This is a genomic window from Nitrobacter vulgaris (genome assembly GCF_031453995.1).
GTDB classification, from domain to species: Bacteria; Pseudomonadota; Alphaproteobacteria; order Rhizobiales; family Xanthobacteraceae; genus Nitrobacter; species Nitrobacter vulgaris.
Genome location: NZ_JAVDPZ010000022.1, coordinates 1 through 13,155, shown reverse-complemented (window position 1 = coordinate 13,155; position 13,155 = coordinate 1). Strand labels below are relative to the sequence as shown.

The 13,155-nt window shown below is 60.6% G+C and carries 12 protein-coding genes; 5 read left to right on the top strand and 7 right to left on the bottom strand.

The genetic code is table 11. The features are described 5' to 3' along the window. Positions 1–118 precede the first annotated feature (118 nt). From GGQ85_RS13540 to GGQ85_RS13530, 3 genes are all read left to right on the top strand, one after another. The gene (locus tag GGQ85_RS13540; RefSeq protein ID WP_309774944.1) at positions 119–1,195 is read left to right on the top strand and encodes a CobW family GTP-binding protein; all 1,077 of its coding nucleotides are present in this window, start codon (positions 119–121) and stop codon (positions 1,193–1,195) included. After that, a complete protein-coding gene (locus GGQ85_RS13535; protein WP_079447766.1) occupies positions 1,195–2,208 on the top strand; it encodes a WD40 repeat domain-containing protein in 1,014 nt (337 codons plus the stop codon). The genes GGQ85_RS13540 and GGQ85_RS13535 overlap by 1 nt, the downstream gene beginning before the upstream one ends. Before the next feature lie 197 nt (positions 2,209–2,405). Next, positions 2,406–2,747, top strand: a complete 342-nt coding sequence (locus tag GGQ85_RS13530; protein WP_309774943.1) for a hypothetical protein — start codon at positions 2,406–2,408, stop codon at positions 2,745–2,747. Positions 2,748–2,816: 69 nt separating this feature from the next. Here GGQ85_RS13530 and GGQ85_RS13525 read toward each other — a convergent pair whose 3' ends face one another. The 6 genes from GGQ85_RS13525 to GGQ85_RS13500 form a co-directional block, all read right to left on the bottom strand. Beyond that, positions 2,817–4,253, bottom strand: coding sequence for a homospermidine synthase (locus tag GGQ85_RS13525; RefSeq protein ID WP_309774942.1), 1,437 nt, complete (start codon positions 4,251–4,253; stop codon positions 2,817–2,819). Positions 4,254–4,396: 143 nt separating this feature from the next. Continuing rightward, complete coding sequence (locus GGQ85_RS13520) at positions 4,397–5,353, bottom strand: cation diffusion facilitator family transporter (RefSeq protein ID WP_309774941.1); 957 nt, start codon at positions 5,351–5,353, stop codon at positions 4,397–4,399. A gap of 181 nt (positions 5,354–5,534) precedes the next feature. After that, positions 5,535–5,987, bottom strand: coding sequence for a nucleoside diphosphate kinase regulator (gene rnk, locus GGQ85_RS13515; RefSeq protein ID WP_079447764.1), 453 nt, complete (start codon positions 5,985–5,987; stop codon positions 5,535–5,537). A gap of 398 nt (positions 5,988–6,385) precedes the next feature. Continuing rightward, positions 6,386–6,985, bottom strand: a complete 600-nt coding sequence (locus GGQ85_RS13510; RefSeq protein WP_309774940.1) for a GNAT family N-acetyltransferase — start codon at positions 6,983–6,985, stop codon at positions 6,386–6,388. Between the two features lie 135 nt (positions 6,986–7,120). Further along, entirely contained in the window at positions 7,121–8,263 is a 1,143-nt protein-coding gene (locus GGQ85_RS13505) for a type III PLP-dependent enzyme (RefSeq protein WP_079447762.1), read from the bottom strand. 646 nt (positions 8,264–8,909) lie between these two features. Continuing rightward, positions 8,910–9,170, bottom strand: a complete 261-nt coding sequence (locus GGQ85_RS13500; protein WP_309774939.1) for a hypothetical protein — start codon at positions 9,168–9,170, stop codon at positions 8,910–8,912. 149 nt (positions 9,171–9,319) lie between these two features. Here GGQ85_RS13500 and GGQ85_RS13495 point away from each other — a divergent pair, with 149 nt between their 5' ends. Then, complete coding sequence (locus tag GGQ85_RS13495) at positions 9,320–11,416, top strand: M3 family metallopeptidase (protein WP_309774938.1); 2,097 nt, start codon at positions 9,320–9,322, stop codon at positions 11,414–11,416. 21 nt (positions 11,417–11,437) lie between these two features. On the opposite strand, the gene GGQ85_RS13490 is transcribed toward GGQ85_RS13495, so the two are convergent. Beyond that, positions 11,438–11,836 carry an MAPEG family protein gene (locus GGQ85_RS13490; RefSeq protein WP_309774937.1) on the bottom strand — a complete coding sequence of 133 codons (399 nt, stop codon included), beginning with the start codon at positions 11,834–11,836 and terminating at the stop codon, positions 11,438–11,440. A gap of 86 nt (positions 11,837–11,922) precedes the next feature. Between GGQ85_RS13490 and hemH the strand changes: the two genes are divergently transcribed. Then, on the top strand, positions 11,923–12,960 hold the full coding sequence (hemH, locus tag GGQ85_RS13485; protein ID WP_309774936.1) for a ferrochelatase: 1,038 nt from the start codon (positions 11,923–11,925) through the stop codon (positions 12,958–12,960). Positions 12,961–13,155 lie beyond the last annotated feature (195 nt).

The window sequence follows — 13,155 nt, the reverse complement described above, 5'->3', positions numbered from 1 at the left end:
GCGGGCTTGCCTTCCCCAGGAAGGATCGCGAAGCGGCTCGTGTGGTCGCCGAGTGCTGCGCGTGCTATTGAACCCCACCTCCCTCCGCAAGGAGTGCGGAACAGCCCCGAGTTCATTGATGTCTGATATAAACGCCTCCGCCTCGACAAAAATTCCCGTAACCGTGCTGACAGGCTATCTCGGCGCCGGCAAAACCACGCTTTTGAACCGTATCCTGTCTGAAAATCACGGCAAGAAATACGCTGTGATCGTCAACGAATTCGGCGAAATCGGCATCGACAACGATCTGATCATCGGTGCCGACGAGGAAGTGTTCGAAATGAACAATGGCTGCGTCTGCTGCACGGTGCGCGGCGACCTGGTGCGTATTCTCGAAGGACTGATGAAACGCAAGGGCAAGTTTGACGCCATCATCGTCGAGACTACGGGTCTTGCCGATCCTGCGCCGGTAGCGCAGACTTTCTTCGTTGACGAAGACGTGCAGAACAATGCGCGCCTTGATGCCGTGGTGACGGTGGCCGACGCCAAGTGGCTGAGCGAGCGGCTGAAGGATGCGCCCGAGGCAAAAAACCAGATCGCCTTCGCCGACGTCATCGTTTTGAACAAGACCGATCTGGTGTCGGTACCGGAGCTGGCCGAGGTGGAAGCGCGGATTCGCGGCATCAACCCCTATGCCAAGCTGCATCGTACCGAGCGCTGCCAGGTGGCGTTGTCGGATGTTCTGGAACGCGGTGCGTTCGATCTTGACCGGATCCTCGAGCTCGAGCCGGATTTCCTCGAGAATGACGGTCACGACCATCATGACCACCACGATCATGACCATCACGACCACGACCATCATGGTCACGATCATCACGATCACGATCATGGCCACGGTTCGAAGCATTATCACGACGAGGAGATGCAGTCGCTGTCTCTGCGTTCGGACAAGCCGCTCGAGCAGGACAAGTTCATGCCTTGGCTGCAGGAGCTCCTGGCGGCGGAGGGACAAAAGATTCTGCGCTCGAAAGGTATTATGGCGTTTAGCGGTGACGACGATCGCTACGTCTTCCAGGGCGTCCACATGATGCTGGAGGGCAGCCGCCAGCGTGCATGGAAGCCTGACGAGAAGCGGGAGAGTCGTCTCGTCTTCATTGGCCGCGAATTGCCGGAAGCCTTGATCCGTGAAGGCTTTCAGAACTGCATCGCCGCGTGATGAAAGACACCGCTCAGCAGCAGCACGCGATGGCCTCAATTGGCGAGCGCGTGCGTCCCGTCACCATCGGTTCACCGGTGGCAGCCCTCTACTTCATCGGTGATCGCGCCGCGTTCGTCGGCGACGAGGAAACAATCACGCTCGTCTCCGGCGACGGCGAGAAGGTCGCGGTGACCGTTCATGGCGGCGCGATCCTGTCGTCGGTTTCGGATGGTAAACGGATCGTCACGGGTGGCGACGACGGCAAGGTTGTTGCGCTCGACATGAATGGCGAGAGTTCGGTTCTCGTGACCGACGCAAAACGCCGCTGGATCGATAACGTTGCGGTCCATCACGATGGCGCGCTTGCATGGTCCGCTGGCAAGACCGCTTTCTTGCGCGGCCTTAAGGGTGAGGAAAAGTCGATCGAAGCACCTTCGAGTGTTGGAGGACTTGCGTTCGCGCCGAAGGGCTTACGACTCGCGCTTGCGCACTACAACGGCGTGTCACTGTGGTTTCCGAACATGACGGCTGCGCCAGAGCGGCTGGAATGGGCCGGCTCGCATCTCGGCGTCACCTTCAGTCCCGACGGCAGATTTATCGTCACCACCATGCACGAGCCGGCGCTGCATGGTTGGCGGCTGGCCGATGCGCAGCATATGCAAATGACCGGCTATCCCAGCCGCGTCAAATCCATGTCATGGGCCATGGCTGGAAAATTTCTGGCGACATCCGGCGCGGACCGGGTGGTGGTTTGGCCCTTTGCCAGCAAAGACGGCCCGATGGACAAGGAGCCGGTTATGCTGGCTCCGTTGCAGACCCGCGTCACTGCGGTCGCTTGCCATCCGACCCAGGACTTTCTCGCCGCCGGATACGAGAACGGCATCATCTTGATGGTGCGGATCACAAACGGCGCCAAGGTTGTCGTCCGCCACGACGGTGATGCAGCTGTCACGGCGCTGGCATGGAATGCGAAGGGCTCGATGCTGGCTTTTGCCCTGCAGAACGGCGACGCGGGGCTGGTCGATCTCTAAGAACCTTCCCGCTTCTGATAGGATCAGAAGCGGGGCTATTCTGCTGTGACGCGTTGTCTTGGCGCGAACCGGTATCCACTTCGCTAAACGCTCTACGCGATAGACTTGTTGAGGCCGGCTCGCTCTTAAGGTCTCGAGAGGGAACTTTGCGCGTGGCGAGTTGTTGGTCTCTGACCATAGCGGTGGGGAGCCTCATGATGGCGAGCAAACGCAACGGCGATACGAAAAAAGACAACGATGCGAAAGCCGGTCTGGCGACCGTGCTCATCGCCGCTATCGGTTTGATGGTGCCCGGTATCTCCCTGTCGTTCGCGCAGGGAGAGATAGTGATCGCGCAGACGTCGCCACCGCAAACCCAGCCTGTGCCCGCCGGCAAAGAGAATGGTCCGGCTGAATCAAAGCCGGGCGGTACCCGTCCGACGACGCCCGCGCCTGAACCTGCACGGCCCGATGCTGATGAGGCGGGGCACGCAAACCCTCAACCGGCGCTGCCTCCCGCGCCGGCAGAGAAGGTCGCTCCACCGATTAACGGACATTAAGAGCCGCAGGCCGGACGAAACCTCTCCTGCCTGCGCATGGGCTGTTTGTTCTCCCGTATCTCGCACGGATTACCGAACCAGAACGTTTCTGAACTGCCACGGGTCCGCTGTATCGATGTCCTCCGGAAAGAGTCCGGGGCGATCGGTCAGCGGTGTCCAGTCGGTGTAATAGCCCTTTACAAGACCGAGATAGGGGCGCTGGATTTCGAGGCAGCGGCGGAAGTCCATCTCGTCGGCCTCGACGATGCCGGCTTCCGGATTTTCCAGCGCCCAAACCATGCCGGCCAGCACCGCGGATGAGACCTGCATGCCGGTGGCGTTCTGATAAGGCGCAACGCGGCGCGTTTCTTCGATCGAGAGTTGCGAGCCGAACCAATAGGCGTTCTTGCTGTGGCCGTACACCAGCACGCCAAGCTCGTCTATGCCGTCAACGATCTCCGTTTCATCGAGGATGTGCCACTCAGGCTGCATCTTGCCTTCCGCACCGAACATCTCGTGTAACGACAGCACCGCGTCGTTCGCCGGGTGATAGGCATAGTGGCAGGTCGGGCGATAGATCACCTTCTGGCCGTCGCGCACCGTGAAGTAGTCGGCGATCGAGATCGACTCGTTGTGCGTGACCAGAAAACCATACTGGGCTTCCGGCGTCGGGCACCATGAACGTACGCGCGTGTTGGCACCGGGTTGCAGCAGATAGATCGCGGCCTGACATCCAGTGTCGTGCTTGCGGCCGTTTTCGGGCATCCACTTTTCATGTGTGCCCCAGCCAAGTTCGGCGGGTTGCATTCCTTCGGAGACGAATCCCTCCACCGACCAGGTATTGACGAACACATTCATCGGCCTCGGCGTCTTCGAGCGCTGGGTGTCGCGCTCGGCGATGTGAATGCCCTTGACGCCGAGCTTGTGCGCGAGCTGGCCCCAGCCTTCGCGGCTCTTCGGTTCGTTGAACGGTGTGTTGGTATCGCGCGCGATGTCGAGCAGCGCCTGTTTGACGAACCACGACACCATGCCGGGGTTGGCGCCGCAGGTGGAAACCGCGGTGGTGCCGCCTTCGCTCTTGCGCTTGGCCGCGAGCAGCGTTTCGCGCAGCGCGTAGTTGGAGCGCTTTTCGGGGCCGGCGCTCTTGTCGAAATAAAATCCGAGCCACGGCTCGACCACGGTGTCGATGTAGAGTGATCCGATCTCGCGACACATGGTCATGAGATCGACTGAGCCGGTATCGACCGACAGATTGACGCAGAAGCCCTGACCGCCGCCTTCCGTCAGCAGGGGAACCAGAACATCATGATAGTTGTCGCGGGTAATGGCCTGCCTGATGAATCTGACGCCGTGTTTTTTTGCCAGCGTATCGTCCGCATGCGGATCGACGATGACGAATCGCGACTTGTCGAACTCGAAATGCTTCTCGATCAGCGGCAGAGTGCCTTTTCCGATCGAACCGAATCCGATCATGACGATCGGCCCGGTGATGCGTGCATGCACGGACGAAGCATTGGACGACATCATATATCTCCAGATTGTCGGGAAATTGCGCGCCCGCAAAAGCGGCCGCTGAGCATCCCTGAAAACGATAAAACGCCGATGAAATCAAGGCCCCGCGCACGGTTCCGCGATGTCATGCCGCGGTCATATGATTATAGATGTCATAATCATACGACATGGTCGGGCGCGAGCGCGCATTCGACGTCGACGGATGTTTCGATTTGCAGCGTGGCATGGCCGATTCCAAATCGATGCTGCAACTCATGGCAAGTCTTGATCAAGAAGGCATCGCCTGGGTTTCCAGCCGGCATGACAAGGTGAGCGGTCAGCGCTGTTTCGGTGGTACTCATCGCCCAGATATGAAGGTCGTGAATCGAGGCAACGCCGGAATGTCCGGTGAGGAAGGCGCGTACCGCGGCCGGATCGATGCCCGAAGGTACGGCGGCCAGCGTCATCGCGGTACTTTCGCGCAGAAGGCTCCATGTGCCCGCGACGATGACCGCAACGATGACGAGACTCATCGCCGGATCGAGCCAAAGCCATCCCGTCGCCATGATCGCGGTGGCAGCCAGAACCACGCCGAACGAGACGGCGGCATCCGCCATCATATGCAGATAGGCGCCCCGAATATTGAGATCGGTGTTGCGGCCCGATGCGAACAGCCACGCGGTGATGCCGTTGATGATGATTCCGGTGGCGGCGACGACGATCACGGTCAGGCTCTCAATCGGCTCGGGATGGATCAGGCGCTGGATCGCCTCGAGCAGGATCGCTCCGCATGCGATCAGCAAAAGGATCGCATTCGCGAGCGCCGCCAGGATCGATGTTTTGCGAAGGCCATAGGTCAGACGCGGCGTCGGCGGGCGCTGCGATAGTACGGCTGCGATCCACGCCACCAGCAATCCAAGCACGTCGGACAGATTGTGTCCCGCATCGGCGAGCAGCGCGGTGGAGTTTGCAACGAAGCCGTAGCCGGCCTCAATCAGGACGAAGGCCGCATTCAGACCGATTCCGATCGCGAAAGCGCGACCGAAATTTGCGATCTGACCATGGTCACCATGAGTATGCCCGCCATGACCATGACAAGCACGATGGGAATGGTCATTATGGTGGCCGCCCGTCATGCGCCAAGTCTATAGCGTTTTGAAGCGAACTGGACAACGCGGCGATCGGAAGCTGGATTCCGGTTTTAGTGCCATCAAAGCCGGAAATAACACGCTGCTGACGGCTGCGCATGGTCACCGGGCCTGATTCTGATAACGTCGTGCGCCTGCCCCTAACAGGGTGGAGACAGGCGCATGACTGCTATTTACGGTCCGCCATTGGCCAGTGCGACCAGACAGCGATCACGGTCAGCGAACGCCATCCGCCGGAGGGGGTTTGAAATTCGATGCTCTGTCCCGTAGACAGGCCGATAAGGGCCGCGCCGACAGGTGTGAGAATCGAGATCTTGCCGGCATCGACGTCGGCGTCTTCCGGATAAACAAGAACGACTTTACGCTTTTCGCCGCTTATGTCGTCGACGAACGTCACTTCGGATTGCATCGTCACGAGATTGACCTTGCGCCTCAGGCCGCTGATGTCGTCGATGACGGAGCGATCGGCGGGAATGATTTCGGCGCGGTCGATTTCCCGGGCGAGAAATTCTGCCGTCGTGGGATGTTTCTCCATCGCAGCTTCGGCAAGGTGCCGCAAGCGGTCGATATCGTGTGTGCTAATGGCGATGGCGGGGAGGCGTATCTGCAGATTGTCGAGCATGTCTTTTACCGCGAGTTGGTCGTAGTGAATGATCGTCTGTTGATTAGACGATTACCGACGACGACGGCACAACATGCGATGCAAGGCATCGCTCGATGTGCCTAAGAAACAAATGGTCAGGTGGAAATGCGGTCGAACTTGAATAATCCCGGACGGCACACGTCCGCCCGGGTCACCTTCCTGCGTGAAGGTGACCAGCGCGCAGCAACAAACGATTATTGCAAACGTTCGACATGATCATGCCAACGTAGGGTGATCCGCGTGGAAGTCAATACTCCGGCTGGACCAGGGCATTATATCCCTCGGCGAGAGCACGGCGTTTGTCGAATTCCGTCCTCGGCGCGAGCGTTGCTTGCACGCGCCCGCTCTTGAAACGAGCATTGTCCGTCGTGATGCGTTCATGCCGCGCACGGCATCGGTCGCGCAATTTCCCGGGCGTGAGCTCGCCGCATTTTCGAAACCCGAGCGCCTGTCGGTACGATCAGGCCAGAAGCGCCTTCAAGCGCAGCCTTGCGCAGTTCGACAGCGAGCAGCCGGTCGCGCTCGAACGGGCCGGGCAGGAGAAGGTTGCCAGTTTTGAATGCCGAGAAACCGAAGCGCGCGTAATACGGCGCATCGCCAAGCAGGATCACGGCGCCATAGCCGTGCGCCTGCGCAAGCTCGAGCGCGCGCTCCATCAATGCGGCTCCCACGCCAAGCTTGCGATGGGACGCAGCGACCGCGAGAGGACCGAGCGCCAGCGCGGCGACGCCCCCGGCGCTGACGTGCCACAACCGCACGGTTCCAATCAGCTTGCCGTTATTAACCGCCGCTAAAGCGAGGTCCTCGGCCGGTTTCCGTCCGTCACGCAGACGCTGGCAGGTCCGCGCATGGCGGCCGTCGCCGAAGCTTGCGTCGAGCAATGTTTCGCGCGCGGCGACGTCGGAAGGGCGCTCGGCGCGGATCGCGAAGGAAGAAATTTCGCAGTGGGCGGCGATTTTCTTGAGAACAGCATTCATGGCGCGTCATCCCCACTCTGGCGACTCGAATAGCCGCGCGGAGTTTGTCAGCAATCATTGTGATGGGGGGAAGCCGGTGGACCGGCTTCCGGTTTCTCTTTCAGCTCTCCGCGAACGGAGAGGAAGAGCTTGCGCTCAGATGTGATAGGTCTTCAGCGGCGGAAAGCCGTTAAAGGCCACCGAAGAGTAGGTCGACGTATAAGCGCCGGTGCCTTCGATCAGCAGCTTGTCGCCGATCTCGAGCGTCACGGGCAATGGATACGGCTGCTTCTCGTAGAGCACGTCGGCGGAGTCGCAGGTCGGGCCTGCCAGCACGCACGGTGTCATCTCGGCGCCATCATGCGGCGTCCTGATTGCGTAGCGAATCGATTCGTCCATGGTCTCTGCGAGGCCGCCGAACTTACCGATGTCGAGATAGACCCAGCGGTTCTCGTCACCGACGCTCTTCTTTGAGATCAGAACAACCTCAGCCTCGATCACGCCGGCGTTGCCGACCATGCCGCGGCCCGGCTCGATGATGGTCTCAGGGATCTGATTGCCGAAGTGCTTGCGCAGTGCGCGGAAAATCGACCGGCCGTACTGCACGACCGGCGGAACTTCCTTCAGGTACCTCGTCGGGAAGCCCCCGCCCATGTTGACCATGGTCAGGTTGATGCCACGTTCGCCGCAGTCGCGGAACACTTGCGAGGCCATCGTCAGAGCACGATCCCAAGCTTTCACCTTGCGCTGCTGCGAACCGACATGGAACGAAATGCCGACCGGCTCGAGACTTAGGCGTTTAGCGAGATCGAGCACCTCGACCGCCATCTCCGGATCGCAGCCGAACTTGCGCGACAGCGGCCACTCGGCACCCGCACAATCATAGAGGATACGGCAGAACACCTTCGCCCCCGGAGCGGCGCGGGCGATCTTCTCGACCTCCGCATTGCAATCCACCGCGAACAAACGAATGCCGAGCGCATAGGCGCGCGCGATATCGCGCTCCTTCTTGATGGTGTTGCCAAAGGAGATGCGATCCGGCGTCGCGCCGGCAGCAAGCGCCATTTCGATTTCGGCGACGGTCGCGGTGTCGAAGCACGACCCGAGCGAGGCAAGCAGGCTCAACACCTCGGGTGCAGGGTTTGCCTTCACGGCGTAGAACACGCGCGAGTCCGGCAACGCCTTCGCGAAGGTCTGGTAGTTGTCGCGCACGATGTCGAGATCGACCACGAGGCAGGGCTCGGTATCGTCTCCTTTGCTGCGACGGTCGCGCAGGAATTCCCGAATGCGTTCGGTCATAGCACCCTCCAAACGGTCCAGCGACGGACTCGTTCAAAATGACGTCGGCCTGAACGTTCTGGCGTCGTCGCACGATGGAGACGCGACAACGCCTTGAGCTCAGATCAACTGTGCTGCCGTGGATTGGTTGGGATGATCCCGCCCGCACACCTGGCAATGAAGGACAAGCCTTTTCAGTAGCCCGCGCCGGCGGTGGAAAGCCGGTAGAGACCAAAAAAGCCCGATCCGTCGTTGCTTTAAGTCGCGTCCCCCGTTGAGAGCGGGGTGCACCGGTTCGCCTCCGGCTGCCAGTCACGGTTGCAAGGAATAAAGCGCCTTCAATGGCATCCCTGGAGAGAGATGCTGGCCTCTCAGTCTCGATCGACTGAGCGACCCTCGGCCACTTCACCCTTGGCGGCTGTCCGGCCTCTTGTCCGGATACCCACCGACTGACACACGACCACAGGCACGTGCGAAATTGGGCAGGAACAGAGATAAGTCTTTTGATCAGGCTTCGCAACATTTTTCTTGGAACGAAGCTGTTTCTCCACGCCGTCGTCGATAGACGCGTTCGTGCGCCGATGATGAAGAGTTTAAAGTTGTTTAATGAAACGTCGGATGATGCGTACGAAGGATGCGGGTTGACCCTGTGCCGCAGCGGTTTGTCTCAGACTCGCCGTACGAAGGGCTCGACGCGTTGGGCGGCGCGGATGAAATTGATCATGACGAACACGCCGATCACGAACAGCACCGCTTGCAGAATATGGCCCTCCGTCTCGCTCAGTCCGAACAGAATCGCGAGCGCCCAGCCGCCAGCGAACGCTGCGCCGAACACTTCCGCGCCGATCAGTATCGCAGCCGAAATGACGGTGATGACGCTGGGCCAGATGATCTGGCGTGTGGCGGAAGGGGTTGGTTGAGAGCTCATGTCGGAGAATCCCGTTGCGACCGCAATGTCTCCGAAAATGCCTGCCGCGGCAAGCGCCAAAGGCCCCAAAGAGCCCCATCGCGTGTTATAGTTTTGGTGCCTTTGGATCGCGGCAAAAATGTGCAGCAACGGGCGAAAGCAGGACCGCCATGTCAGACACGCCTCAATCGTCGCCTATCGTTTCCGCCTCAGGTCCGGACAACCCGCTGCTGAAGGCGTGGCAGACGCCTTTCCAGACCGCGCCGTTCGGCGAGATCGGGCCTGAACACTTTTTGCCCGCCTTCGAACAGGCGTTCATCGACCATGCCGCCGAGGTTGCCGCTATCACCCACGATCCGTCGGCGCCGGACTTCGCCAACACCATCATCGCGCTGGAACGCTCCGGCAGGCTGCTCGCGAAGGTCTCGGCAATATTTTACAATCTGGTGTCGGCGCACTCCAATCCGGAGCTGCTCGAGATCGACAAGGATGTCTCCTCGCGTTTGGCGCGGCATTGGAACCCGATCATGATGAACGCGGTGCTGTTCGGCCGCATCGCGCAACTCCACGAGAATCGCACCGCGCTCGGACTGACGGCCGAACAGTTACGGCTGCTGGAGCGCACCTACACGCGCTTCCACCGGGCTGGCGCCGGTCTCGACGAGGCCGCGAAGGCGCGGATGGCCGCGATCAACGAAAGGCAGGCTCATCTCGGCACCACCTTCAGCCACCATCTCCTCCGCGACGAACAGGAGTGGTTCCTCGAACTCGGCGAAGATGATCTAGACGGCCTGCCGGACAGCTTCATTGCAGCGGCGCGCGCCGCGGCGGAGGAACGCGTGCTGCCCGGCAAGGCCATCGTGACCACCTCGCGCTCCTCGGTGGAGACGTTTCTCAAGAGCTCGCGCCGCCGCGATCTGCGCGAGAAAGTCTACAAGGCATTCACCGCCCGCGGCGACAACGGCAACGCCAACGACAACAACGCAACCATCGTGGAGATCCTCGCGCTTCGCGAGGAAGCCGCACAACTCCTGGGCTACCCTAGCTTCGCCGTCTATCGGCTTGAGGATTCGATGGCCAAGACGCCGGAAGCCGCCCGTGGTCTTCTGGAGCGGGTCTGGAAGCCGGCCCGCGCGCGGGCGCTTGCCGACCGCGATGCCTTGCAGGGCTTGATCGCGGAGGAGGGCGGCAACTTCACCCTCGCGCCTTGGGATTGGCGCTACTACGCTGAAAAGCTGCGCCAGATCCGCGCTGATTTCGACGATGCCGCGATCAAGCCCTATCTGACACTGGAGGGCATGATCGCCGCGGCCTTCGATTGCGCGCATCGGCTGTTCGGGCTCTCTTTCTCAGAGCGCAAGGACATTCCGACCTGGCATCCGGACGTCCAAGTTTGGGAAGTGATGGACGCGGCCGGCAAGCATCAGGCGCTGTTCTATGGCGACTACTTCGCACGAGCCTCGAAGCGGTCCGGCGCCTGGATGACGACGCTGCGCGACCAGCAGACGCTCGACGGCGACATCGCGCCGCTGGTGATCAACGTCTGCAATTTCGCCAAGGGTACGGATGGCCAGCCTGCGCTGCTGTCGCCGGACGATGCGCGCACGCTGTTCCATGAGTTCGGACACGGCCTGCACGGCATGCTTTCAAACGTCACTTATCCCTCGCTGTCGGGCACCAGCGTGTTTACTGATTTCGTAGAACTGCCCTCACAGCTCTACGAACACTGGCAGGAACAGCCGCAAGTGCTGCGACAGTTCGCAAAACACTACCAGACCGGAGAGCCGCTTCCGGACGATCTGCTTGAGCGCTTCCTTGCGGCGCGCCAGTTCAATCAGGGGTTTGCCACCATCGAATTCGTCGCCTCGGCGCTGATGGATCTGGAGTTTCACAGCCAGCCGGCCTCGACGATTTCCGATGTCGGAGCGTTCGAACGGGCCGGGCTGGAAAAGATCGGGATGCCGGCGGAAATCGCGATGCGGCACCGGCCGACCCAGTTCGGCCACATCTTCTCCGGAGATCACTACGCGGCCGGCTATTACAGCTATATGTGGTCGGAGGTGATGGACGCCGATGCGTTCGGAGCCTTCGAGGAGACCGGAGACATCTTCGATCAGCAGACGGCTAAGCGGCTGCACGATGATATTTATTCGTCGGGCGGTTCCCGCGATCCGGCAGAAGCCTACATCGCCTTCCGCGGCCGCAAACCGGAGCCGGAGGCGCTGTTGCGGCGACGTGGGTTGCTGGAAACGCCGCAGGCGGCTTAGAGGAGCTAACTTGCGCGCGTGTCATGAAGGCAGCCAGTGCCGGATCGCCGGCAGGAAGAAGATCGCGGTGTTGATGGCAAAGCCGATGCTCCAGAGGATCGACCGCAGCGTCGGTCGGTCGCCGATATAGGTCACAACGTAAGCGGCGCGGACGATCAGGAACAGGACCGCCAGTTCATCGACCAGATGCTGAGGCGCGGCGCGAAACTCCGAAAACAGCACGGCTACCGCGAAAAACGGAAAGGTTTCGATGCCGTTGAGGTGCGCCCCGAGCGCTCGGGCACGCAGCGGATCGTCGTAAAATCCCGGATCGCGCGGGCGGCCGTTGTCGAAACCGGGAGAGCCCAGCGCCTTGAACGGTACGATCGTCAGCAGGTACAGAATGACCGTACCGAAGATGCACCATTCGGCAACCGTCATGGCAATCCCCTTCGCGGTCAATTCGCAACAGTATCGGCAGATGCGCGGGCTTGACAAGAACGGGCAGGCGCGCGAATCCAGACGGTATGACGGTCGTTATTCCTATTGGTAAGGGTCGGACCGCGGCGGGTGCGCCGCGCGAGCGCGTCGGCGTTTTGCTCGTCAATCTCGGTACACCCGACACCGCCGATGCGCGCGGCTTGCGGGTCTATCTGAAGGAATTCCTGTCCGATCCGCGCGTGATCGAGAAGCAAGGCCTGATCTGGAAGCTGGCGCTGAACGGCGTCATTCTGAATACCCGTCCGCGCCGCAAGGCGCGCGACTACCTGAAGATCTGGAATACCGAGCGGAACGAGTCGCCGCTCAAGACCATCACGCGCGCGCAGTCCGACAAGCTCGGGGCTGCGATCACGGACCACGAGCACGTCGTCGTCGATTGGGCGATGCGTTATGGTAATCCGTCGATGCACTCGCGCATCGCAGCGCTGACGGCACAGGGCTGCGACAGGTTACTTGTGGTGCCGCTCTATCCACAGTATTCGGCCGCGACGACGGCCACCGTATGCGACGAGGCGTTTCGCGTGCTCGGCGAGATGCGCGCGCAGCCGACACTGCGGGTGACGCCGCCCTATTACGACGATCCCGACTATGTCGACGCGCTGGCGGTTTCAATCGAGAAGCATATCGCCTCGCTCTCGTTCACGCCCGAGATCATCATGGCGTCATTCCACGGAATGCCGCAGGCGTATGTCGACAAGGGCGATCCTTATCAGGCGCAATGCGTGGCGACCACGGAGGCCCTGCGTAAACGCATGGGGCTTGATGCGAAAAAGTTGATGCTGACGTTCCAGTCGCGCTTCGGCTTCGATCAATGGCTGCAGCCCTACACCGACAAGACCGTTGAGAAACTGGCGAAGGACGGCGTTAAGCGTATCGCCATTGTCACGCCTGGCTTCTCGGCGGACTGTCTGGAAACGCTGGAGGAAATCGCGCAGGAGAATGCGGAAATCTTCCGCCACAATGGCGGTGAGGAGTTTAGTGCGATTCCCTGCCTGAACGACAGCGATCCAGGCATGGATGTTATCCGGAAACTGGTGCTGCGCGAGCTTCAGGGCTGGATCTAGGCCACATCACTGCTCTTCATTCCGAAGACACAGAGCGCTGATCCTGACCACTGGTCTTTGCGGTTCTCGGCAGCCGGATTCGGGAACGACGGTGTTAAGTCTCTAGAACCGATCGACATTCAGGATTCCCAATCGGTTTGATCGCTGATTCATAGAGCTCCGTGATTCGTCACGGAGCAGATCATGGCGGCGAAG